General features: G+C 34.5%; 22 protein-coding genes. 12 read left to right on the forward strand and 10 right to left on the reverse strand.

Features of this window, described 5'->3' with window-relative positions; translation table 11 throughout:
• Nucleotides 1-4 precede the first annotated feature (4 nt).
• Nucleotides 5-1,198: a GlmU family protein gene (locus tag RT228_RS14260; RefSeq protein ID WP_006261819.1), complete on the reverse strand. Its 1,194-nt coding sequence runs from the start codon at nucleotides 1,196-1,198 to the stop codon at nucleotides 5-7.
• A gap of 159 nt (nucleotides 1,199-1,357) precedes the next feature.
• Here RT228_RS14260 and RT228_RS14265 point away from each other — a divergent pair, with 159 nt between their 5' ends.
• Nucleotides 1,358-1,741 (forward strand): hypothetical protein, encoded by a 384-nt coding sequence (locus RT228_RS14265; RefSeq protein WP_006261820.1) that lies wholly within the window; start codon nucleotides 1,358-1,360, stop codon nucleotides 1,739-1,741.
• A gap of 49 nt (nucleotides 1,742-1,790) precedes the next feature.
• Here RT228_RS14265 and RT228_RS14270 read toward each other — a convergent pair whose 3' ends face one another.
• The gene (locus tag RT228_RS14270; protein ID WP_025125308.1) at nucleotides 1,791-2,042 is read right to left on the reverse strand and encodes a type B 50S ribosomal protein L31; all 252 of its coding nucleotides are present in this window, start codon (nucleotides 2,040-2,042) and stop codon (nucleotides 1,791-1,793) included.
• A gap of 202 nt (nucleotides 2,043-2,244) precedes the next feature.
• Nucleotides 2,245-2,661 carry a DUF695 domain-containing protein gene (locus tag RT228_RS14275; protein ID WP_006261821.1) on the reverse strand — a complete coding sequence of 139 codons (417 nt, stop codon included), beginning with the start codon at nucleotides 2,659-2,661 and terminating at the stop codon, nucleotides 2,245-2,247.
• A 121-nt stretch (nucleotides 2,662-2,782) separates the two neighbouring features.
• Between RT228_RS14275 and RT228_RS14280 the strand changes: the two genes are divergently transcribed.
• Nucleotides 2,783-4,072, forward strand: a complete 1,290-nt coding sequence (locus RT228_RS14280; protein ID WP_006261822.1) for a S28 family serine protease — start codon at nucleotides 2,783-2,785, stop codon at nucleotides 4,070-4,072.
• Nucleotides 4,073-4,173: 101 nt separating this feature from the next.
• Here the strand turns inward: RT228_RS14280 and RT228_RS14285 are convergent, their stop codons facing one another.
• Nucleotides 4,174-4,443: a hypothetical protein gene (locus RT228_RS14285; RefSeq protein ID WP_006261823.1), complete on the reverse strand. Its 270-nt coding sequence runs from the start codon at nucleotides 4,441-4,443 to the stop codon at nucleotides 4,174-4,176.
• Nucleotides 4,444-5,314: 871 nt separating this feature from the next.
• On the opposite strand from RT228_RS14285, the gene RT228_RS14290 reads away from it, so the two are divergent.
• The 7 genes from RT228_RS14290 (at nucleotide 5,315) to RT228_RS14320 (ending at nucleotide 12,924) form a co-directional block, all read left to right on the forward strand.
• Nucleotides 5,315-5,899, forward strand: coding sequence for a DUF4199 domain-containing protein (locus RT228_RS14290; RefSeq protein ID WP_006258705.1), 585 nt, complete (start codon nucleotides 5,315-5,317; stop codon nucleotides 5,897-5,899).
• A 5-nt stretch (nucleotides 5,900-5,904) separates the two neighbouring features.
• Entirely contained in the window at nucleotides 5,905-6,861 is a 957-nt protein-coding gene (locus RT228_RS14295) for a glycosyltransferase family 2 protein (protein WP_006261824.1), read from the forward strand.
• A gap of 21 nt (nucleotides 6,862-6,882) precedes the next feature.
• Nucleotides 6,883-8,610: a phospho-sugar mutase gene (locus RT228_RS14300; RefSeq protein ID WP_286464077.1), complete on the forward strand. Its 1,728-nt coding sequence runs from the start codon at nucleotides 6,883-6,885 to the stop codon at nucleotides 8,608-8,610.
• Nucleotides 8,611-8,681: 71 nt separating this feature from the next.
• Nucleotides 8,682-10,511, forward strand: a complete 1,830-nt coding sequence (locus tag RT228_RS14305) for an ABC transporter ATP-binding protein (protein WP_006261826.1) — start codon at nucleotides 8,682-8,684, stop codon at nucleotides 10,509-10,511.
• Nucleotides 10,512-11,213, forward strand: coding sequence for a hypothetical protein (locus RT228_RS14310; RefSeq protein WP_313138718.1), 702 nt, complete (start codon nucleotides 10,512-10,514; stop codon nucleotides 11,211-11,213).
• Between the two features lie 15 nt (nucleotides 11,214-11,228).
• Entirely contained in the window at nucleotides 11,229-12,416 is a 1,188-nt protein-coding gene (gene pncB / locus RT228_RS14315) for a nicotinate phosphoribosyltransferase (RefSeq protein WP_006261828.1), read from the forward strand.
• Nucleotides 12,417-12,504: 88 nt separating this feature from the next.
• Nucleotides 12,505-12,924 (forward strand): nucleoside-diphosphate kinase, encoded by a 420-nt coding sequence (locus RT228_RS14320; protein ID WP_006258715.1) that lies wholly within the window; start codon nucleotides 12,505-12,507, stop codon nucleotides 12,922-12,924.
• Nucleotides 12,925-13,011: 87 nt separating this feature from the next.
• Here RT228_RS14320 and glsA read toward each other — a convergent pair whose 3' ends face one another.
• The 3 genes from glsA to RT228_RS14335 are packed head-to-tail and all read right to left on the reverse strand — an operon-like array spanning nucleotide 13,012 to nucleotide 16,000.
• Nucleotides 13,012-14,037 (reverse strand): glutaminase A, encoded by a 1,026-nt coding sequence (glsA, locus tag RT228_RS14325; protein ID WP_006258717.1) that lies wholly within the window; start codon nucleotides 14,035-14,037, stop codon nucleotides 13,012-13,014.
• 14 nt (nucleotides 14,038-14,051) lie between these two features.
• Entirely contained in the window at nucleotides 14,052-15,083 is a 1,032-nt protein-coding gene (locus tag RT228_RS14330; RefSeq protein WP_313138719.1) for an AMP-binding protein, read from the reverse strand.
• 11 nt (nucleotides 15,084-15,094) lie between these two features.
• Entirely contained in the window at nucleotides 15,095-16,000 is a 906-nt protein-coding gene (locus tag RT228_RS14335; RefSeq protein ID WP_313138720.1) for a CPBP family intramembrane glutamic endopeptidase, read from the reverse strand.
• A gap of 42 nt (nucleotides 16,001-16,042) precedes the next feature.
• Here RT228_RS14335 and arsC point away from each other — a divergent pair, with 42 nt between their 5' ends.
• The gene (gene arsC, locus RT228_RS14340) at nucleotides 16,043-16,384 is read left to right on the forward strand and encodes an arsenate reductase (glutaredoxin) (RefSeq protein ID WP_006258722.1); all 342 of its coding nucleotides are present in this window, start codon (nucleotides 16,043-16,045) and stop codon (nucleotides 16,382-16,384) included.
• Between the two features lie 84 nt (nucleotides 16,385-16,468).
• The gene (locus RT228_RS14345) at nucleotides 16,469-18,946 is read left to right on the forward strand and encodes a TonB-dependent receptor domain-containing protein (protein WP_313138721.1); all 2,478 of its coding nucleotides are present in this window, start codon (nucleotides 16,469-16,471) and stop codon (nucleotides 18,944-18,946) included.
• A gap of 172 nt (nucleotides 18,947-19,118) precedes the next feature.
• Here RT228_RS14345 and RT228_RS14350 read toward each other — a convergent pair whose 3' ends face one another.
• Nucleotides 19,119-19,295, reverse strand: a complete 177-nt coding sequence (locus tag RT228_RS14350; RefSeq protein WP_006258725.1) for a hypothetical protein — start codon at nucleotides 19,293-19,295, stop codon at nucleotides 19,119-19,121.
• A 151-nt stretch (nucleotides 19,296-19,446) separates the two neighbouring features.
• On the opposite strand from RT228_RS14350, the gene fumC reads away from it, so the two are divergent.
• Nucleotides 19,447-20,847: a class II fumarate hydratase gene (gene fumC / locus RT228_RS14355; protein WP_006261833.1), complete on the forward strand. Its 1,401-nt coding sequence runs from the start codon at nucleotides 19,447-19,449 to the stop codon at nucleotides 20,845-20,847.
• A gap of 112 nt (nucleotides 20,848-20,959) precedes the next feature.
• On the opposite strand, the gene trpB is transcribed toward fumC, so the two are convergent.
• A complete protein-coding gene (gene trpB / locus RT228_RS14360) occupies nucleotides 20,960-22,141 on the reverse strand; it encodes a tryptophan synthase subunit beta (protein ID WP_286397658.1) in 1,182 nt (393 codons plus the stop codon).
• A 292-nt stretch (nucleotides 22,142-22,433) separates the two neighbouring features.
• Entirely contained in the window at nucleotides 22,434-23,081 is a 648-nt protein-coding gene (locus RT228_RS14365) for a peptidoglycan-binding protein LysM (RefSeq protein ID WP_313138722.1), read from the reverse strand.
• Nucleotides 23,082-23,133: the final 52 nt, after the last annotated feature.

Below are 23,133 nucleotides of genomic sequence, written 5' to 3' on the forward strand. Positions count from 1 at the left end.
ATTTTTATCTATTCTTTAGATATTGTTGAAATCTATAAATCTCTGTTTCTGCTGCTACATTATGCATGATTTCCTCATCTATAGGAGTTAATTCTACATGTCGTCTAGCCATCACTATTTTCATCGTTTCTAGAGCTTTCTCTACTTTATATGTTTCAGAAGACTCTCCTCCTCCCCAAGTAAAACTTGGTAAAAATGTCTTAGGAAATCCTCCTCCGAAGATACTACATCCCACCCCCACTACAGTTCCTGTATTGAACATGGTATTAATACCACTCTTACTGTGATCTCCCATCATTAAACCACAGAACTGCAAACCTGTATTTTCATACGATTGAGTCTCATAGCTCCATAATTTCACAGGACTATAGTTATTCTTTAGATTAGAGTTATTTGTATCTGCACCTAGATTACACCACTCTCCTAATACAGAATTACCTAAGAATCCGTCATGCCCTTTATTAGAATATCCAAACATCACAGAGTTACTCACTTCTCCACCTACTCTACAGTGAGGCCCTACAGTAGTAGCTCCATAAATCTTAGTTGCTAGTTTCACCTGCGCTTCTTCACATAGTGCAAATGGCCCTCTAATAACCGAACCTTCCATGATCTCAGCATTCTTACCGATATAAATAGGCCCTGTAGAAGCATTTAATGTTACAAATGCTAACTTAGCTCCTTCTTCTATAAATACATTCTCTGGAGCGATTACATTTACACTCTTCGGAATGTCTTCTGATATTCTATCTTCTGTAATTAAAGCAAAATCTGCACGAATAGCAGCGTCGTTCTTCTCGAATATATCCCATTTGTGCTCTATCTTCATCAATTCACTCTCACATACCAATAACTCATAGTCATCGAAGTTCACTTCTTCTTGAGAGTCTTGTGTATAGAACGCCACTATATCTTCATTATAGATAACAGCCTGCATAGGTTGTAATTCCTTAATTAAATCAGCTACCTCTTGATTAGGTAGATAAGCCGCATTAATCATTACATTATTCTCCACCTCTATCATTGGATATTTAGTAGATAAATATTCCTCTGTCAGAGTTGTAGTTGTATAACGCAGGTAATTTTCCCATTTTTCGCGGATAGTCAATATTCCTACACGAATATCTGCTACTGGTCTAGTAAACGTAAACGGCAATAAGGCTGTTCTTACGTCTCCATCGAATAAGATATAGTTCATAGTATATAATTCAAGATTTTAAAGGTTTAAAGTTAACGAATCTACAGTAAAAAACAGTGATAACGATCAATTAAATAATACTCTATTCATACATAACAAATTCACTCCACAACCTATCTACTTCAAAATAAATCCTTTATCTTTAAAATAAAAAATATTATGAAAAAACTATTGCTATTATTCGGTCTCGTCCTATGTACACTATTAATTAGCTGTAGTGGCTCTGATACTTATCAAGGTGAATGGAAGGCTACAGATGAAAACAATAAACACTTCACCATCACATTCGAAAAAAGAAAATATACTATCACCAGTGAAGATGGACAAGTCAGCACACATAACTACACCGAATTTGAACATCACACCATAAATAGTATTGAGACCTACGGTATCAGGATGATAGAAGAAGGAAAAGAACTATACATACACTTCCCGATCAAGAACAATAATGTCATTGCCTTTATACAAACCAAAGGAAAGCAAGTATTATACACACTCTCTAGAGACGCATATCTCACCACATCAGATGTATATAAACTATAAAAAAAGCCTCTCAAGTGATTGAGAGGCTTTCGTATATGATAAGCTAAAATTATTTACCAAATTTAGCGTATTTGTTTTTGAATTTGTCAATACGTCCTGCAGTATCGATAAGTTTAGATTTACCTGTGTAGAATGGGTGAGATGTACGAGAGATCTCCATTTTGTACACTGGGTATTCTACTCCGTCAACTTCGATTGTTTCTTTAGTCTCTACTGTTGATTTTGTGATGAATACGTCATCATTTGACATATCTTTAAATGCTACTAATCTGTAATTTTCTGGGTGAATACCTTTTCTCATGATAAATTCTATTTTAAATTGTGAGCTACCTTCCATTTCGAAGCTTTCTATTTTCAAGAAAGGTGTAAACTTCCGATAACTTTTTAGTTATACTTATGTATTTTATTTCAGATTGCAAATGTACAATATAATTTGAAAAATCAAATAACTATTTTACTTTATTTACTGATTTTATCAATCCCTTATAATATCCTATTCGTTATCAACTAATAAGCTTAGACACTATCTCCCAATCCTTATCCTCTTCTATCTCTATATGTATATCTATAGTATCTTCTATAGTATCACAATATCCTCCTATAGCCTCTCCATCTACATCATCACTCGCTAAATAACAAAAGATATCTCTTACACCCCTGCGCGTCATTTTACCTATATATTGTATATCTGACTGAGTTCTTCTTAAGATATCTATGATATTATTCTCTATTTCTTCTAATCGTTCGTTTTCTTCCCATGTAGGGTACTCACGCTCTGTCTCTACAAGTGATAATTCTATAACAAATGCATAAGGATATTTATCCTTGTCGCTAAAGTTAGCATAAGACATATTAATCACTCCAGTAGCTTTAAAGCCGCCTACCTCTAAAACACGAATACTCATACTTTGATCGCTCATAACTCTTTTAATTTTGAAACTAAATATACAAAAATTTTCGCATTTTAACATTTTTATATTTTAGTGAAGCTTTAACAATCCTATCTTTGAAAACACTAACCCTATTTAAGACTAAAACATTATGTTTAAAAAATTAATCACACTCGTATTCTTATTGATTACAGTGCTGGCAGTCGCACACCCTGATCAGAAAAAAGTAGAACAGGCTCTGTACAACTTAAAGAATGTAACATTCAAACAACTAGAGTCTAAAGATGACTCATATCTATTGTATGAACTTAGAGTAAGACAACAAGTAGATCACACAGATCCTTCTGAAGGTTATTTTTATCAAAAGGTACACTTCTATCACAAGGATTTTGATCACCCTATGATTATGGAGACTAACGGTTATGATCTATATGTACGTGCTAGCGAAATGGTAAACTATCTACAGAGTAACTATTTAAATATAGAACACAGATTCTTCGGAGAGTCTATTCCTGAAGGCAAACCATGGCAGTATCTTACTATGGAACAAGTAACAGCTGACTTACATGAGATCAACCAACTATTCAGAGAAATCTATACAAACAATAAATGGATCAGTACAGGTATTAGCAAAGGTGGACAGACTAGCATCTACTATAAATACTTCTATCCTAATGATGTAGATGTAGCGATTCCGTATGTAGCTCCTTTTAACCAAGCGTTAGAAGAGCCTCGTATATATCCATTTTTAGCAAATGTGGGAGACAAATCATGTAGAGACAAAATCTACAATATCCAGGTAAAACTATTTGAAAATAAAACACAGATTCTAGAAAAGCTTAAATGGTATGCTAAAGGAGCTAGACTGTCTTTTAACTATTTAGGTTCTTTAGAAAAAGCTTTTGAATACGCAGTATTAGAATACAGCTTCGGATTCTGGCAAAGTGGTCACTCATGTGCTACATTCCCAAATACAAAAAACATTGATGAACTAACAGAACACTTCCTTAGTGTGAGTAATATAGACTTCTTTAGTGATCAAACGATCAAGCGATACGAATCTCACTATTATCAGTCAGGAACACAGCTAGGATACTACGGATATGACATCACTCCATTCAAGAAATACGTGAGCTTTACGTCTAACCCGTTAGCTACCTTTATGCCTGAAGGAACTACATATAACAACTTTAACGATGCACTAATCCAAAAAGTAAAAACATGGTTAGAGAATGATGCGAATAACATTATCTATGTATATGGCGAGACAGATACATGGAGTGCCTCTATGGTAGTACCTAGTGCTAAGGTCAACTCTAAAGCTTACGTACTTCCTAAAAAAGATCATGGACAAGCGCGTGTGAAGAATATGACTCCTGAGATGAGAACGCAGTTCTTCTCTACGTTAGAAAAAATGACAGGACTAAAACCCCTAAAATAACTTGAAGAAATAAAGCCAAAAGCGCCTTTCTCTAATGAAAAGAGAAAGGCGCTTTTGGTTTCTAACACTCCTTATAGGTAAATATTATATAAGTCACTTCTTTATTTTTTATAAGCGAGATAGAATCCTATACCAATCAAAATAAAGAGTATAGAAAAACAGATATTCAAAAACTTAGCTACTTTAATTCCAAAGGTATTTCGTATCCAAGCCATATTAAACACAGGTCCTCCTGTCTGATCATACATGTGCTCATATGCTTTAATAGAACAGAATAAAAGCACACCTCCTATCAATACGAGTCCTATACCTCCATACTCTGGATGTTCTCTAAAAAGAGTATGAAAATACTCTGAAATTAAATCTAACATACTTCATCATTTTTACGCTCCACATCCCTCTATATTATTCTTTTGCATAAACATTTTATATAAAAATAGAATACTAAAATACAATATAAAAACACATCAAAAAAAAACGCTTTTCAAACAAACCTATACCCTACTATACATCCCCTATACTTCATTCTATTTAAGTGCCCCTTTACTCAAAATTAAATTACTCAACCTATAACTCCCTCCACACAGAACCCAAATTTTAGATTAGTCGTAGATCCCCTATCAATACAAGAATCATTCTTCGACTAATGACCTCTCTACTCCACCATTCTCGGCTTATTCTCCATGAATTGTCGAGCAAATAAGAACCAACACCAGTGTACGCAAGGGATTACAAGGGGGTATCATATTAGGTACATCATATCATTATTTGTATCAATATAGCTTCTATCCCTTATAAATAAAGAGATTAGCAGTAAATATCTCTTTTTAGCATTCTAAAAAAAATAGGATACTTTTTTTATAAAAAGGGTTAAAAACAGCGTTTCGAACCGAAAATTTTAAAAAAACAGAAGATTATAGCTCAAATAAGGGGGTATACAGCTACATTTTAGATCAGAATAAAAAAAACAAACTATGAATTTTAATTCCCATTGATAAAAAGACGCTCCACATACTCACTTTCAATATGCTTATAAACTATTCAATAAGATCTCTTTTTAGTCTAGAAAGAACAGATAAACTAAAGCGCTACAAGACCTTCTGTATCTTCACAACTTTATTGTTTTATAAAAAGAATAGATAAATAAGACAATTAGTGCACATTCTGTTAACAAACTCCCATTACATACCGTTCTAAAAGGGTTATTTTATTATATTTGTAAATCATATTTATAGATAACCAATGAAGAACCCAGTAAATAAAGTAGGTATTACTTTCGGAATCATATTAGCCATCTATTACACACTATTTAACAGTGTAATATTTTTTACAGACAAAGCCCTATTTGCCAATACTTTCGCTGGTTTTTTTAATATGGGTGTGATGGTTATCTTAGGGATACTGACTATCTATTTTGCTCGTAAAAAAGCAGGAGGATATGTTACATTCAGAGAAGGTTTTACTCCATTCTTCTTGATGGTCATCATCGGAGTGACTGCGAATATTATCATTTATAATATTCTTTTTAATATCGTGGATCCTTCTGCTAAGGAGGAAATTAGCAAATCTCTTTATGATATGTTAATCAAAACATTAGACGGGTCTGGACTTCCACAAGAACAAATCAATGAACAATTAGAAAAAGCTAGAAATATCAACCAATTTGCTCCTAAATCACAATTGTTTTTATGGGCAGGTAGTGTACTTAGAAATTCAATACTAGGGATATTATTAGCTGCTATATTTAAAAATAAATCAGAATTCGTAAACCCACATCCTGAAATTAATCATGATGTAGATACTGATTTTAATAAAGATCATAAATAATCTAGATGAATCTATCAATAGTAATTCCTCTGCTAAACGAAGCAGAGTCTCTGCCAGAACTACATACGTGGATAACTAAAGTTATGCAGGAGAACGGCTTTACCTATGAGATTCTCTTTATCGATGATGGTAGTAAAGACAAATCGTGGAATATAATCACTGCACTAGCTGCTAGAGATACTCAGGTTAAAGGAATACGCTTCCAACGCAACTTTGGTAAATCACAGGCTTTACATGCTGGATTTGCACAGGCACTAGGAGATGTAGTAATCACTATGGATGCTGATCTTCAAGATAGTCCTGATGAGATACCGGTACTATATGATATGATCACTAAAGAGGGGTATGATATGGTATCTGGTTGGAAAAAGAAACGATATGACTCTGTCGTATCCAAAAACCTTCCTTCTAAACTATTTAACTGGGCTGCGAGAAAGACTTCTGGTGTTCAGCTAAACGACTTTAACTGTGGACTGAAGGCCTATAAAAATGAGGTCATTAAAAATATAGAGGTATCTGGTGAGATGCACCGCTACATCCCTGTCCTAGCCAAAAATGAAGGCTTTGATAAAATAGGTGAAAAAGTAGTCATCCACCAAGCACGTAAATACGGTACTACCAAGTTTGGGATGAGTAGATTTATCTACGGTTTTCTAGATTTGATTACCATTTGGTTCCTCTCTAAATTTGGCAAAAGACCGATGCACTTATTCGGATCACTTGGGGTTATCACCTTTGGGATTGGGTTCTGTGCTGCCTTCTTTATTGGAGCGAATAAGCTGTATAAGCTTTATTATGGATTACCTGCTATCCGAGTGACTCAAGATCCGTGGTTCTATATATCACTGACAACGATGATCATCGGAACACAGTTATTCTTAGCGGGATTCTTAGGAGAACTTATACTTAAAACAAAGACAAACATTAGTAGATATAAAATCGCTGAACAAAGCGGTTTTTAATCCACACTAAATATCAATATTATGCAAATAGAAAAAGAAATCTTAGCAAAAGCTGAATTATGGTTAAAAGAACCTTTTGATGCTGAAACACAGGCTTCTGTTCAAAAAATGATGGATACTGATCCTGCAACTCTTAAAGACAGTTTTTATAAAAACTTAGAGTTCGGTACAGGAGGTATGCGCGGTATAATGGGAATTGGTACAAATCGTATCAACAAATATACACTAGGTAAAAATACACAAGGATTATCAAACTATATCAAACAATCATTCCCTAACCAAGAATGGAAAGTAGCTATCAACTTTGACTGTCGTCACAACAGTCAAGAGTTAGCGAAAGTAGTAGCAGATGTATTCACTGCTAACGGTATTAAAGTATACTTATTCGCAGAGATGCGCCCTACTCCTGAGTTATCTTTCGCGGTAAGACACTACGGATGTAATGCAGGTATCGTATTAACAGCTTCTCACAACCCACCAGAATACAATGGATATAAAGTGTACTGGCAAGATGGTGGACAAATCGTTCCTCCTAATGATGCTGCTGTTATAGACGAAATCAACAGGTTAACCTATAACGAAGTAAACTTCAAAGGAGATGATAACCTGATTACTTATGTAGGAGAAGAACTAGATGCTGCGTTTATCCAATCTACTGTAGAGAATGCAAGCTTTGATACTCCACAGTCTGTAAAAGATCAATTAAAAATAGCGTATACTTCTCTACACGGTACTTCTATCAAACTTATCCCTAGAGCCTTCGAAGCTGCTGGATATAAGAATGTATTCATCGTAAAAGAACAAGCAGAACCAGATGGGGACTTCCCTACTGTAAAATCTCCTAATCCTGAAGAACCAGAAGCATTGACTATGGCACTTCAGTTAGCAGATGAGACAGGTGCAGATATCGTGATCGGTACTGACCCTGATTCTGACCGTATCGGTATAGGTGTACGTGACTTAGATGGTAATATGATTCTGTTAAATGGTAACCAAACGATGGTGATGATGACAGGTTTCTTACTAGAACAGTACAAGCGCAATATCGGTTTTAAAGGAAATGAATTTATTGGTTCTACTATCGTTTCTACTCCTATGATGCTAGACTTAGCAGAAAGTTATGGTGTAGAGTGTAAAGTAGGATTGACAGGATTTAAATGGATAGCTAAGTTTATCAATGAATGTCCTACTCAGAAATTTATCGGTGGTGGTGAAGAGAGTTTTGGATATATGGTAGGTGATGCTGTACGTGATAAAGATGCTGTAGCTTCTGCTTTATTAGTATGTGAGATCGCAGCTGTAGCTAAAGCAGCAGGTAGTTCTTTCTATAGAGAGTTAATGAATCTATATATCGACAATAAGTTCTATAAAGAATACCTTATTTCTCTAGTGAAAAAAGGAATTTCTGGAGCTGAAGAGATTAAACAAATGATGATCGAGTTAAGAGAAAATCCACTTACTGAAATCATCGGGCAGAGAGTAGTATGTGTAGAAGACTATCAGTCTAGTGAAGCGAAGAACTTATTCACTAATGAGATAGAACCTATCCAAGTGCCTAAATCTAATGTACTAATCTATTATCTAGAAGATGGTACGAAGATAGCTGCTCGTCCTAGTGGTACTGAACCGAAGATTAAATTCTACTTTAGTGTAAACGAACCATTACACGATATCGCTGAAGTGAAGGCAACGGAGAAAGTATTAGACCAAAAAATTCAAGATATCATCAACGAAATGAAGTTGAATTAGAACATATAAGAAAGACTGGTAGTACTACCAGTCTTTTTTTCTTTATTTTTGCTTTTTACATTATAACAAATATGAACGAATACTTTAAGAAGATACTTCACTTTGGTAAGCCATATAAGACCTATGCTTACTTAAACGTTTTTTTTAATATACTATACGCTTTATTCAGTGCACTATCTTTTGTGGCATTGATCCCGATGTTGACAGTACTTTTTGGTGATGCCAAAAAAGTTACAGAGAAACCTCTCTATACAGGTATAGGACATATTAAGAATTACTTAGAAGACTATATGTCTTACTTCATCACGCAGTATACTGCAGAGCATGGAGCTCAAGATACCTTGATGGTAATGGCTGCTGTAATTATCTCGTTGTTTTTACTAAAAAACTTATTTAACTATTGGGCGATGTACTTTATTACCTTCCTGAGAAATGGAGTATTAAAAGATATTCGTAATGCGATGTATAAAAAGTCATTAGAGTTACCTCTATCGTTCTTCTCTGAAAAAAGAAAAGGGGATGTGATCTCTCGAATCACTTCTGATGTACTAGAGATACAGCACTCTTTCTTATCTATCTTAGAAGTAGTGGTAAGAGAGCCATTGACGATAGTATTTACTATTGTAGCCATGTTTGCAATCAGTACTGAGCTAACTTTATTCGTATTTATATTTGTTCCTATCTCAGGTGTAATCATTTCTAAAGTAGGTAAGACCTTAAAGAAAAGTTCACAAAAAGCTTCTGAAGAACAAGGGTACTTCTTATCTATTATAGAAGAATCTCTATCTGGACTAAAAGTGATCAAAAGCTTTAATTCAGAAAAAAACTTCAATAAAAAGTTTCAAGACTCTACACATAGTTTCTATGAACTAAACAATACTATCCTTAACCGTCAGAACTTATCTTCTCCACTTAGTGAATTCTTAGGTATCGTGACTATCGCTGTATTATTAGTATACGGTGGTCATCTAGTACTAGGTGAAGGTACACTGACAGGGGCTGCATTTATTGCCTATATCGGTATGGCTTATAATATCCTTACACCTGCTAAGGCTATGTCTAAGGCTTCGTACTCATTAAAACGTGGTAATGCTGCTGCAGAGCGTGTGTTACAGGTATTAGAAGAAAATAACCCTATCGAAAGCAAAGAAAATGCAATAGCTAAGTCTAGCTTCGAGGATAAAATAGAGGTAGATAATATCTCGTTTAAGTACGAAGAAGAGTACGTATTAAAAGACTTTACACTTACAGTACCAAAAGGAAAATCTGTAGCACTAGTAGGTCAATCTGGTAGTGGTAAGAGTACGATAGCAAACTTATTGACTCGATTCTGGGATATCAATGAAGGAGCAATTAAAATAGATAACGAAGATATTCGTAACTTAGAGCTGAGCGATCTACGTGATCTTATCGGACTAGTAACTCAGGATAGTATCTTATTCAATGATACAATCAAGAACAACCTTAAGCTAGGTAAAGAAGATGCTACAGATGAAGAAATCATGCAAGCACTTAAAATAGCTAATGCGTATGAGTTCGTCAAAGATCTACCTCATGGTATAGATACCAATATCGGTGATGCTGGAAACAAATTATCTGGAGGACAGAAACAACGTCTGTCTATCGCAAGAGCAGTGCTTAAGAATCCTCCGATCATGATATTAGACGAAGCGACGTCTGCATTAGATACAGAAAGCGAAAAACTAGTACAGGTTGCCTTAGATAATATGATGCAAAACAGAACGTCTATTATCATAGCTCACCGTCTATCTACGATCCAAAAGGCAGACTTAATCGTAGTCATGCAAAAAGGTAAAATAGTAGAACAAGGTACTCATGAAGAGCTAATCCAGTTAAATGGTACTTACTCTAAATTAGTTTCACTACAATCATTAGAATAAATGTATAAAGACGGTAAAAATATAACACTCCCTAGCGATCCGAATACTGTTGTATGGAAGTACTTAGACTTATCTAAGTTTTTAGATTTATTACTGTCTAATAAACTATTCATGTCTAGATCTGACAAATTTGAAGATCAGTATGAAGGGACATTTAGCGAGCCAACTTTTGAAGAGATAAAAAGAATCAGTCAAGACAATCCTGATTTCTTACAGCACTATAAACAGAAAAGAAAGAATATAGTCATCAGTAGTTGGCATCTTAATGAATGTGAGTCTTTCGCGATGTGGCAGATATTCACAAAAAACAAAGAAGGTATCGCTATTCAATCTACGCTAGAACGACTGCAAAAAGCGGTCTCTGTAGAAAACCGAATAGACCAGTACATAGGAGAAGTAAACTACATCGATTACAAAAGAGAGTTTATTCCTTTTGACGATGAGTTCTTCCCTTTCTTGTTCAAAAGACAAAGTTTTCAATACGAAAAAGAGGTTCGTATTATCTCAGATGTAAGCCCTCTGGGTATAGAAATCAATGAGGGTATTAAAATACACGTGGATATCGAACAATTAATAGAAAAAATTTATATTCATCCTAAGTCAGAGAATTGGTATAAAAACTTAGTATTAGAGTTAATGCATAAGTTAAACTTCAAATTTCATGTGGAGAAATCTGACTTAGAAAGTGATATATTAATCTAAAAAACTATGGAAGCAATGAACACTAACCAAGTTATCGTATCTATATTAGATAACGATTTCTATAAGTTTACGATGCAGTACGCTGCTATTAAACAATTCCCTTATGCTAAAGCGTCCTATATCTTTATCAATAGAGGACAACATAAATACCCCCCAGGTTTTGCTGAAGTACTGCGCTCTGCCGTAGATGAAATGGCTAAACTAAAGTTAACAAAAGCAGAGAAGATATTCTTAGAAAAGACTTGTCCTTACTTAGACCCTACTTATCTAGACTTCTTACAAGGGTATCACTATGATCCATCAGAAATAGAAATATCACAAGATGGACCAGATCTAGAAGTACATATCAAAGGATATTGGTATAGAACTATCTTATGGGAGGTACCTCTAATGTCTATTATCTGTGAGTTATATTATAAAATGACTAATTCTGAAAGAGACTCTTCAGAAAAGGTGATTGCGAATACGCGTAACAAAATAGAGAAATACAAAGAATTAGGGATTACTATTGCTGAATTTGGTACAAGAAGAAGACACTCTTATGCAGTACACCAATTAGTGGTAGATACCTTAAAGCAGTATGGCGACGGAAGCTTCATCGGGACGAGTAATGTGCACTTAGCGATGAAGTATAACACTAAACCTATTGGAACACATGCTCATGAATGGTTTATGTTCCACGCAGCTAAGTATGGTTTCAAAATGGCAAACTCAATGGGATTAGAACATTGGGTAGATACTTATAGAGGAGATCTAGGAATCGCGCTAACGGATACGTATACAAGTAAAGTTTTCTTTGAACAGTTTGATAAAAAATTTGCTAAGTTATTTGACGGAGTTAGACATGACAGTGGGGATCCACTAGACTTCGCTGATCAAGTCATCGCACATTACAAATCATTAAATATAGATCCTACTCAGAAGACTATTATCTTCTCTGATGGATTGAACCCTGAAAAAGTAGAGCGCATCGCTAATCACTGTAAAGGAAGAATAGGAATGTCATTTGGTATCGGTACAGACTTTACTAATGATGTGGGGCTAGACGCTATGAATATCGTAATCAAGATGTCTCAAGCTCTTCCAGAGGGAGGATATTGGACGGATGTAGTGAAATTATCAGATGAGCCTAAAAAGCACACAGGAACTCCTGAGATGATAGAATTAGCACAGAGATTATTAGAGATTCCTGTTTCTAAATAAAAGTGATTTAAACCACACTTTTTTATAAATATTATCACTTTTGTAATATTTAAAAGACTATTTTTGCAATAAATTAAATTTAAGAATAATGGCAACGAACAGAACTTTTACAATGATTAAACCTGATGCTGTAGAAGCAGGTAACATCGGTGGAATCATCAACATGATTACTGAAGGAGGATTTAAAATCGTTTCAATGAAGTTAACTCAATTAACTGTAAGAGACGCTCAAAAATTCTATGAAGTACACAGTGAAAGACCTTTCTACGGAGAATTAGTTGAATTCATGTCTAGAGGTCCAATCGTAGCAGCTATCTTAGAAAAAGAGAACGCTGTAGAAGATTTCAGAAAATTAATCGGTGCTACTAACCCAGCTGAAGCTGCTGAAGGTACTATCCGTAAAAAATATGCAAAATCAATCGGTGAAAACGCAGTACACGGATCTGATAGCGACGAGAACGCTGCTATCGAGTCTGCTTTCCACTTCTCAGGAAGAGAGCAATTCTAAGAATTTGCAATAGATTATTTGCACCCAAAAAGAAAGCCAACTGATATCAGTTGGCTTTTTCTATTTATAAGCACTTATTCTTATCTATTAAAAGATACTAAGGTTTAATTCATTTACTAGATCTAAGATCATGTGATACCCTACTACAGAGTTACCTTGTGTATCTAATCCTGGGCTGAAAGTCCCTATTCCGATTCTATTCGGCACAGAAACAACAATACCTCCTCCTACTCCAGACTTACTAGGCAAACCTACTGTACGAGCATACTCTCCACTAAACTCATACATCCCTGCGATTAACATCTGTGACTGTACTAACTTAGACATCTCTGAGTTTTTATACTTCGTATCTCCATCAAAACGAGTACATTGATTAGCAAAGAAATAACCAATCTTAGCTAAATCTTCTGCTGTAACCTCTATAGAACATTGTTTAAAATAATTGTCTAATCTATTCTCTTCTCCTTCGATCAGACCATTATTCTTTAATAAATGGAATATACCTCTGTTTCTATGTCCTGTTTCTCTCTCAGACATATATACAGAGTGGCTATAACCTATCGCTTCGTTCTTCGTGATATAACGAACCATGTCTAAAATCTTCTGAAATGCTTCATCATTATCCCCACCTAACAAGGCAGTCGTAAGTATAGCACCAGCGTTCATTAAAGGATTTAAAGGCTTTCCTTTAGTCTCTAAGTTAGCATAATGATTAAAAGGCTTATCTGTTCCATAATACCCTGCTTTAGAAAACACCTCTTTCTCTCCTAACTCCTCTACTGCTACCATCAGAGCTATTACTTTAGAAATACTCTGAATCGTAAACTTCTGTGATACATCCCCTACATTAACAACTTCTCCATTCTGCTTCACTACAGAGAATGCGATAGCGCTGGCATTAACCTTGCTCAGTTCGGGGATATAGTCTGCGACTTTTCCTTCTCCTACATGTATTCTATTTTTCTCTAAAATACGTTCTAACATCTCATTGGTAATTAGATTGGTATTATCACCATTTCTAATTATCTTCTTAGCATAAGCAGTTCCTCCAAAAGAAACTAAACATGCTACAACCCAGCTTAGGATAATGTTACTTACACTATTCTTCTTCATGTTATTAATCTAGTTTATTGAATATTCTTCTTTCTTATTATTTTGCCTGTTTCTGTCTCTTCGAACTTAGAAACAAACTGTACTTCACGAGGTTTCTCATATTTACCAAGCTCCACGTATATATCATCAGGTAAAGTATACTGCTCACTTTCAATAACTAACACTAGTTTATTACCTAAGTAAGTATCTTCTTTACTCGCCACAAAGAAACGATAAGGAATCCTCTTTGACAACTTTTCTTCTATTTGCTCAGGAAAAAGTTTTACTCCACCACTATTAATGACATTATCTACCCTTCCAAGCCATTTAAACTCCTTATTATTAATAATTTCTACTAAATCATTAGTAATAACTAATTCTGGATTAACAGTCGGGGCAGAGATTACTAAACACCCTCTATCATCTTGACTAACTGTCGCATGAGAAAGCACTGAGAAAGATGCTACACCTACTCGTTTAGCAGCTATATGAGTGATTGTTTCAGTCATCCCATAAGTCTCATATACCTTAGTAGTAACTTGTTTTAACTTATCTGCTAAACCTTGATTCACTTTAGCACCTCCAATAATAAGAGTCTTTACTTTATTTAACTCCTCTATCGAGTTCTCTACTTGCATAGGTACCATCGCTACAAAGTCATATAACTTTGTATTTTGCTCCAAAGGTCTTGCTGTAGGTTCTTTAACATCTAAAGACCATCCAACAATTAAAGATCTAATAAACATCAACTTACCACCTACAAACTTCGTAGACATACATAAAAGAGCAGTACTACCAGTAGTTATTTCAAAAAAAGAAGCAGTAGCCTTTGCTGAACAGATCATAGCTTCTTTCTTTAAATGTATAATTTTAGGAGGTCCTGTAGTACCTGATGTAGTCAAACTTACATAATCATTCGTATCAAACCATTCTATAATAAGCCTTCCTAAATCGACCAAATATTCTTGAGTTCCTAGTTCCCATTCTTTAGCCAATGTAATCAACTCCTCTATCGTATAAGAGTTACCATTCAATCTAAAGTTAGGATGTATATAATTTAATTCCATAATTTGTTCTTTTATCTTACCCTACCTAATAACTGGTGTTTCCAATTCTTCCATTTATACTTTCTAGCGAATACTAAAATCACTAAAGGCAAAACTATTCCCACCTGTATAATATATTCCCAAGGTGAAATAACACTTTCTGAATTAATATTGGTAAAAATAGAGTTCGTCTGAAAGGCAGTCCAATCAGAAGTGACTAATAGCACTCCTATTAAGTTATTCGCAGCATGGAAACCTAAAGCTAACTCTACACCATCATCCATTAAAGTAATAATCCCTAGAAAGAGTCCTGTTCCGATATAATAAATCATAATAGAGAATCCTATCTTCTCTACCTCAGGATTAGCTAAGTGCATTAAACCAAATAAAATAGATGTTGTAAACAAAGCTACTGCTCTACTGCGCGTAGCTAGACCTATTCCTTGCATTAAATAAGAGCGCATAAAGTATTCTTCAAAACTAGTCTGTAAAGGGATTAAAACAATCGCAAATAGAAAGAATACTAAAAAAGGCCACAGTTTAAACGAAAACACATAATCTTCTGGAGAAGTTATATATCCATAGATAAAGAACGCTATAATCACAGAACTCCATAAAGAAAAAGCAAATAATACTCTCTTCCAATCTACCTTAACCCTAGAGGTAGTAAGGCTTAGCAGACTCTGCTTATGAACTACTAATACCCAAGCTATTAGAAACACAAACATGAATACTAATGGCCCTATAGTTATCAAAAAATTGATATTTTTACCAAATTTATCAATATTCATTTTTATGATTTCATTAGTAGATAGGGCTGAATATCTTAAAGAAATCCAATTCAGGAACATAATCCCTAAAAAAAATAACGAAAAAGGTAAATAATGCCAAAGTTTCTGACTTTTGTTTATTCTCAATAGCTGTTCAATAATTCCCATATCTCAAAAAATGTACTATATTTGGTATAAAATTCCTTATTTATGATCACAATTTATCACAATCCGCGTTGTAGCAAATCACGCGAAAGTATTGCTTTCATGGAAGAGCAAGGTGTAGCATACAAAATTATAAAATATTTGGATGCAGACCTTACTGAAAATGATGTAAAGACAATACTAACAAAACTCAATTACAATCCAATCGATTTAGTTCGTACAAAAGATGCATTTTGGAAAGATACTTTTGGAAGTAATACATTGAGCGATGACGAGATAATCGAAGCTATGGTTTTAAACCCAAAGCTGATTGAAAGACCTATTGTTGTTAATGGCCCTAAAGCTGTTATTGCAAGACCTACAGAAAAGATTCATGAAATCCTGTAAGACTAATTAACAATTTATTAACCATTTTGTTTTTAAACCTTCACCGCAAATTATAGTCTAATAGATATAAAACTAACGACTATAATGAAAAGATTAAAAACTACAAAAGTTCTTCTAATGCTGTTAACTCTAATGTTCGGGGTAACAGCATTAGCACAGAACTCTAAAAAAAGTACTGTAACAGGTACTGTAGTAGAAGCTGCTACAAATCTTCCCTTAGAATATGCGAGTGTATTCGCACAAAATGAGAACAATGCTAATATTGTCTCAGGAGGTATGACCGACTCAAAAGGACAATACTCTTTTGAAGTACCTGACGGGTCATACTTAATTCGTATAGAATACTTAGGTTTTAAAACTATTGAACTACGCAAAGTAGCTGTCAATGGAAATACTAATATAGGTATTAAGAAAGTCACAGATGACGCTCAAATGCTAGACGAAGTACTAGTCATTGCAGAAAAATCTACTGTAGATATTAAGCTTGACAAAAAAGTTTACAATGTAGGTGAAGATATGATTGTAAAAGGAGGTACTGCAGGAGATGTATTAGACAACGTTCCTTCAGTAACTGTAGATAGTGAAGGTGCTGTTAGTTTACGTGGTAACGAGAATGTAAAAGTACTTATCGATGGTAAACCTACTGGTCTTGCTAATAATATCCAAGAAGCAATGCGTATTCTATCTGCTGAATCAATCGAAAAAGTAGAAGTAATCACTAATCCATCAGCTAGATATGAAGCTGAAGGAGGTGCTGGTATTATTAATATCGTCCTTAAGAAAGGTAAAGCACAAGGTATTAATGGAAATATCACGGGTACAATAGGAGATCCTCGCAACTATGAATTAAATGGTAATGTAAATATTCGTGGAGAGAAATATAACTTCTATACGACCTTATCTTATAGAGATACTAAAACAAAAGGATATAACGTTAACAACAACCAATATCTAGATCACGATGGTAATCCTATACAGTACATCGATGAATATAAAGACAACAATAGAGAAAGACAAGGCTACAACGGTATGTTCGGTCTAGACTACTATATTACTCCTTCTCTAACTTGGTCTAATAGTGTGAATGTACGTAGAAGTAATGGTACCTCTCCTAACTCTGTTGATTACCAATATTACGATGGTAACCACAACTTAGACTATAATAGATATAGAGAAGAAAGACGTAAGTCAAACTATAACAGTGTAGAATATACAACATCATTTGAAAAGAAATTCGCTAAAGAAGATCACAAGTTAACAGCAGAGGCTAGTATCTCTAAAGACACTAGTGATGACGATGCTAATATCTCTGACATTAATGATAAGCATAACCTAATGACTTACGAAAGAACTCTTAGTGATGACAAATATAAGTCAGGTCTAGTAAAAGTAGATTACACATTACCTTTAGGAGAGAGTGGAAACTTTGAAGCAGGTTACTTAGGTACATTTAAATCGACAACTAATAACTTTGGATTATATAATCTAACTAATAATGAATGGATTAACAACACTAGAGTTTCTAACGTACTAGAATACAAAGAACAAGTTAATGCATTCTATGCTCAATATGGAGATAAAATAACTGACAAACTTAACTATATGGTTGGGTTCCGTTGGGAAAAAAGTAATATTGACGTAAATCAATTAACTAGCAACGATTACAACAACAAGAAATATGATGACTTCTTCCCTAGTTTATTTTTAAACTATGAATTGGATGAATCTAGTAATGTGAGTATTAGTTATAGTAAACGTATTATGCGTCCTAGAGGGCGTTTCTTAAACCCTTTCTCTAATTATACGAGTGACATCAACTTCTTTCAAGGAAACCCTGATTTAAACCCTGCTAAAACAAATGCATTTGATTTAGGGTATTTGAAGAGATGGAGTGGATTCACTCTTAGTGCATCTGCTTACTTAAATAAAACGGATGACACATTCCAATTCGTAAGAAGAGAAGCGGGTACAAATGCAAGTGGTACAACTATTATTGTTAGTTCACCAATTAACTTAGCTACAGAATACAGATATGGATTTGATTTTACCTTAAACTATACTCCATTTAAATGGTGGAAATTAAATGGTAACTTCAACTTCTTTAGAACAGAAACAAAAGGAGACTATACTTTCACTAAACTAGATGGAACAGTAGAAACGCAAAACTTTGACCAAAACTCTTATGCTTGGTTTACTAGATTATCATCTAAGATATCATTGCCTTATAAAATAGATTGGCAAGTAAACGGAATGTACAGAGCACCTTATGATACATCACAAGGAAAAGCATTAGGAAACCTATCTGCTAATACCTCTATAAGTAAAGATATCTTAAAAGACAAAGCTACCATTACATTAAATGTTAGTGATATCTTCGACTCTAGAAAAAGAGAAACAGACACTTATTTACCAACATCTATTTCACATAGTGAAATGCAGTGGAGAGGAAGACAAGTAAACTTATCATTTACTTATCGTTTTAACCAAACTAAAATGGATAGACAGAAACAACAAAGAAATGCTGGTGGTGGCGAAGAACAAGGAGAAGGAGAAATGATGTAATCAAACAAAGAAACCTTTACTAAACTATTATAAATTTATTATTTGTTAGGGGGCTACCATTGGGTAGTCCCTTTTTTTATCCCCATATTTTTCGAATCTATCAACCCTCATAAATAGGCATAAAAAAAGAGCCATAATACATATTATGACTCTTTATTTCTTAAACCAAATACTAGATCTGATTGTCTTCTAATTGCTGTCTTTTAGCTTTCTTCTCTTTGATTAGTTCTCTAGCTCCACCTACTGCCCAGTAAGATACGAAACCAACTAAGAACATCATAAGCCAAAATGCCATAGTAACTACAGTCATGGCAACGATGAAACCTAAATACTGTTGAAATTCAAACATGTTTTCTCCGGATTAATTTTTGTATATACGCCGTAAATATACTCACTTTTATTTTTTCTACCTAACCTACTCTAACTTTTAATCTTTCTTTAGAATGAAACTAAATAATTATCCTTATCTTTAGAGAACAATCATTCTAAATAAATTAATAATGGAATACAGAATAGAAAAAGACACTATAGGAGAAATAAAAGTTGCTAAAGACAAATATTGGGGAGCACAAACGGAACGCTCTAAAAACAACTTTAAAATAGGTCCTGAAGCATCTATGCCACACGAAATCATAGAAGCTTTTGCTTATCTTAAAAAAGCAGCAGCTTTTACGAATGCTGATTTAAATGTTTTACCTTCAGAAAAAAGAGATCATATCGCTAAAGTATGTGACGAAATACTAGAAGGCAAACTAGATGCTCATTTTCCTTTAGTTATTTGGCAAACAGGTTCTGGTACACAGTCTAATATGAATGTGAATGAAGTAATTGCTAATAGAGCTCAAGTATTAGCTGGTCTTCAAATAGGTGAAGGCGAACCAGTACTTAAAGCAAATGATGATGTAAACAAATCTCAATCCTCTAATGATACCTACCCTACTGCAATGCACATTGCTGCTTATAAAGCTGTCGTAGAATATACTATCCCAGGTGTGACTGCATTGAGAAACACATTAGACAAAAAAGCTAAAGAACTAAAAGATGTAGTAAAGATAGGCCGTACACACCTTATGGATGCTACCCCTCTTACACTAGGTCAAGAAATATCAGGTTACGTCGCACAATTAGATTATGGACTAAAAGCATTAAATCACACTTTACCTCATCTTGCTGAATTAGCTCTAGGAGGTACTGCTGTAGGTACAGGCTTAAATACTCCTAAAGGATATGATGTAAAAGTAGCAGAGTATATTGCTAAATTCACGAAACTACCTTTTGTAACGGCTCCAAACAAATTTGAAGCTCTAGCCGCTCATGATGCAATTGTAGAAACACATGGAGCATTAAAACAACTTGCTGTTTCTCTTTATAAAATAGCTAATGATATCAGACTACTAGCTTCTGGACCACGCTCTGGAATTGGCGAAATCATTATTCCTGCAAATGAACCAGGGTCTTCTATTATGCCTGGTAAAGTAAACCCTACACAATGTGAAGCACTTACTATGGTAGCTGCACAAGTGATAGGTAATGATACAACAATATCTTTTGCTGGTACTCAGGGTCATTTCGAACTAAACGTATTCAAACCTGTTATGGCAGCCAACTTCTTACAATCTGCTAGACTGATAGGAGAAGCTTGTATTTCTTTTGATGAGCATTGTGCACAAGGAATTGAAGCAAACGACAAACGTATTAAAGAATTACTAGATAGTTCATTAATGCTAGTAACTGCTTTAAATACCAAAATTGGTTATTACAAAGCAGCCGAAATAGCGCAAACTGCTCATGCTAATGGCACAACGCTAAAAGAAGAAGCTGTTCGCTTAGGATATGTTACACCTGAAGATTTTGACAAGTGGGTTGATCCTAAGTTAATGATCGGTAACATCGAAGATTAAAACATACTGAACCTTAAATAGAAAAGCCAATAGCATATAATATGTTATTGGCTTTTTACCTTCTAAACAGTTCTCTTCAGATAACAATTCTTAAATACATACCTTATCTATTTTAGAAGTTAAAATAACTGCGATAATTATCTAAATCTTTATCTCCTCTTCCTGATAAATTGATTACAACAATATCCTCTGGTTTAAATTTACGTTGTTCTAATACCGCTAAAGCATGAGAACTTTCTATCGCAGGAATAATTCCTTCTACTTTACACAAGGCTAACCCTGCTGCCATTGCCTCATCATCCTTAATCGCATAAAACTCTGCTCTTCCCAATTCTTTCATATGTGCATATAAAGGTCCAAAACCTGGATAATCTAAACCTGCTGATACTGAATATGCTTCTAGAGGTTCTCCATTTTCATCTTGCATAAACAACGTTTTACTTCCGTGTAACACTCCTTCTTTTCCTACAAAAGAAGTAGCCGCTGTTTTTGGACTATCAGCTCCTTCTCCTCCACCTTCTGCTACAATTAACTTCACTTGTTCATCTTCTAAGAAATGGTAAAAAGCTCCTACTGCATTACTACCTCCACCAACACAAGCTACTATATAATCAGGTTCTTCTCTTCCTTCTTTTGCTAATAATTGCTTTCTAATTTCTTTAGATATAATAGATTGGAATCTACTCACCATATCAGGATAAGGGTGTGGGCCTACTGCTGATCCTATCAAATAGAATGTATCATCAGGATTCTCTATCCAGTATAGTAAAGCCTCATCTACAGCCTCTTTTAATGTCTTTGCACCAGACTTCGCTGCTCTCACCTCAGCACCTAGCATTTTCATACGTGCCACGTTAGGTGCTTGTCTTTCTATATCCAAAGCCCCCATATATACGATACACTCCATGCCCATAAGAGCACATACTGTAGCGGTAGCTACTCCATGTTGTCCTGCGCCTGTCTCTGCTACTATTTTATTCTTTCCTAAGCGTTTTGCTAATAATATCTGACCGATAGTGTTATTAATCTTATGAGCTCCTGTATGACATAGATCTTCTCTCTTTAAATACACTTTAGCATTATACTTCTCTGATAACCCCTTTGCAAAATATAAAGGAGTAGGACGACCTACATAATCTTCTAATAACTGATTCATTTCTTGTTGAAAATCCTCTTGTTCAATAATAGAGATATACTCGCTCTGTAATTGGCCAATAATTGGAGCTAATGCTTCAGGAATAAATGCTCCTCCATAATTTCCATAATAGCCATCTTGATTAACTTGATATTTCATTTTATATATTGTTTTCAATTTTACTTTCGATAAGGCACAAAAAAAAGAGGCTTGTCGTTTGACAAGCCTCTTCTAGGTATTATATATTATTTCTCTTAATTCATATATACATAGCAAGGACTGCTCACGACATTCGACGTAAGTTTAGTCCACCACCAAGTATTTGTTAGAATTAAATTCATTTCGTTTTTCAACTTATTGAATTGCAAATGTAAAAACTTATTTTCAATAAACAATAAAAAAAGGATACCATTTTTTAAATGATATCCTTTAGTTTTTCTTTTCTAAAGAGTTATAGCATCACTACAGCATCTTTTTCTGCTGTAATATCAGATACATCGTATCCACTAAAACTTTTTAGATATGTACGTATCGAAGTACCGTATCCATCTTGGAAACCGTTTGCTCCATTACTGTTCAAGAATTTCTTTATAGAACCTGCTCCACCTAAGTGAGCTGCTGCTAAGATTCCTGACTCTGTAATTGCAATTCCTCCGATGCGTTTACCATCAAATTTTTCAATCTCTTTTCTCAAGATCCATTTGTTTTTCGCAACCAAAGCATCAAAAGCTTTCTCTTGCATTAGTGGATCATGTAAAAAATTAGTCGTATCCGTTACTCCTATTGAACGTAATGCCACTTTACCAAACTGGTATTTGCCCATGTAACCATATGAATTTACTATTCTGTACAATCCATAAGATTCGCGTACTGCCAATGCCTGTTTAAAACCGACATAAGTCTTTCCGATAAATGGTATTGCTAATAACTCTCCTGACTCCTCCATAGCTAAATCACTATATGGAAATTCATAAGATAGGGGGCCTTCTGGAACTATTTTATATTCCTCTAAAAGCATAGTCTCATACTGTTTAAAACCTGAAACTCCTACCCCTGTTAATAGGACAATACCAATAAAAAAAGAACATTTTTTTCTCATTAAAACTAATTTCTCAAGCCCTGTCACCACTTGAAATTTCTGTTTGCAAAGT

The sequence above is a fragment of the Myroides sp. genome (genome assembly GCF_032073645.1).
In the GTDB taxonomy this organism is placed as follows: Bacteria; Bacteroidota; Bacteroidia; order Flavobacteriales; family Flavobacteriaceae; genus Flavobacterium; species Flavobacterium odoratimimum.

What these genes read in the sequence shown, in the direction of transcription:
- RT228_RS14260 (WP_006261819.1), bottom strand. Translation starts at nt 1,198, where the DNA reads ATGAACTATATCTTATTCGATGGAGACGTAAGAACAGCCTTATTGCCG.
- RT228_RS14265 (WP_006261820.1), top strand. Translation starts at nt 1,358, where the DNA reads ATGAAAAAACTATTGCTATTATTCGGTCTCGTCCTATGTACACTATTA.
- RT228_RS14270 (WP_025125308.1), bottom strand. Translation starts at nt 2,042, where the DNA reads ATGAGAAAAGGTATTCACCCAGAAAATTACAGATTAGTAGCATTTAAA.
- RT228_RS14275 (WP_006261821.1), bottom strand. Translation starts at nt 2,661, where the DNA reads ATGAGCGATCAAAGTATGAGTATTCGTGTTTTAGAGGTAGGCGGCTTT.
- RT228_RS14280 (WP_006261822.1), top strand. Translation starts at nt 2,783, where the DNA reads ATGTTTAAAAAATTAATCACACTCGTATTCTTATTGATTACAGTGCTG.
- RT228_RS14285 (WP_006261823.1), bottom strand. Translation starts at nt 4,443, where the DNA reads ATGTTAGATTTAATTTCAGAGTATTTTCATACTCTTTTTAGAGAACAT.
- RT228_RS14290 (WP_006258705.1), top strand. Translation starts at nt 5,315, where the DNA reads ATGAAGAACCCAGTAAATAAAGTAGGTATTACTTTCGGAATCATATTA.
- RT228_RS14295 (WP_006261824.1), top strand. Translation starts at nt 5,905, where the DNA reads ATGAATCTATCAATAGTAATTCCTCTGCTAAACGAAGCAGAGTCTCTG.
- RT228_RS14300 (WP_286464077.1), top strand. Translation starts at nt 6,883, where the DNA reads ATGCAAATAGAAAAAGAAATCTTAGCAAAAGCTGAATTATGGTTAAAA.
- RT228_RS14305 (WP_006261826.1), top strand. Translation starts at nt 8,682, where the DNA reads ATGAACGAATACTTTAAGAAGATACTTCACTTTGGTAAGCCATATAAG.
- RT228_RS14310 (WP_313138718.1), top strand. Translation starts at nt 10,512, where the DNA reads ATGTATAAAGACGGTAAAAATATAACACTCCCTAGCGATCCGAATACT.
- pncB (WP_006261828.1), top strand. Translation starts at nt 11,229, where the DNA reads ATGAACACTAACCAAGTTATCGTATCTATATTAGATAACGATTTCTAT.
- RT228_RS14320 (WP_006258715.1), top strand. Translation starts at nt 12,505, where the DNA reads ATGGCAACGAACAGAACTTTTACAATGATTAAACCTGATGCTGTAGAA.
- glsA (WP_006258717.1), bottom strand. Translation starts at nt 14,037, where the DNA reads ATGAAGAAGAATAGTGTAAGTAACATTATCCTAAGCTGGGTTGTAGCA.
- RT228_RS14330 (WP_313138719.1), bottom strand. Translation starts at nt 15,083, where the DNA reads ATGGAATTAAATTATATACATCCTAACTTTAGATTGAATGGTAACTCT.
- RT228_RS14335 (WP_313138720.1), bottom strand. Translation starts at nt 16,000, where the DNA reads ATGGGAATTATTGAACAGCTATTGAGAATAAACAAAAGTCAGAAACTT.
- arsC (WP_006258722.1), top strand. Translation starts at nt 16,043, where the DNA reads ATGATCACAATTTATCACAATCCGCGTTGTAGCAAATCACGCGAAAGT.
- RT228_RS14345 (WP_313138721.1), top strand. Translation starts at nt 16,469, where the DNA reads ATGAAAAGATTAAAAACTACAAAAGTTCTTCTAATGCTGTTAACTCTA.
- RT228_RS14350 (WP_006258725.1), bottom strand. Translation starts at nt 19,295, where the DNA reads ATGTTTGAATTTCAACAGTATTTAGGTTTCATCGTTGCCATGACTGTA.
- fumC (WP_006261833.1), top strand. Translation starts at nt 19,447, where the DNA reads ATGGAATACAGAATAGAAAAAGACACTATAGGAGAAATAAAAGTTGCT.
- trpB (WP_286397658.1), bottom strand. Translation starts at nt 22,141, where the DNA reads ATGAAATATCAAGTTAATCAAGATGGCTATTATGGAAATTATGGAGGA.
- RT228_RS14365 (WP_313138722.1), bottom strand. Translation starts at nt 23,081, where the DNA reads ATGAGAAAAAAATGTTCTTTTTTTATTGGTATTGTCCTATTAACAGGG.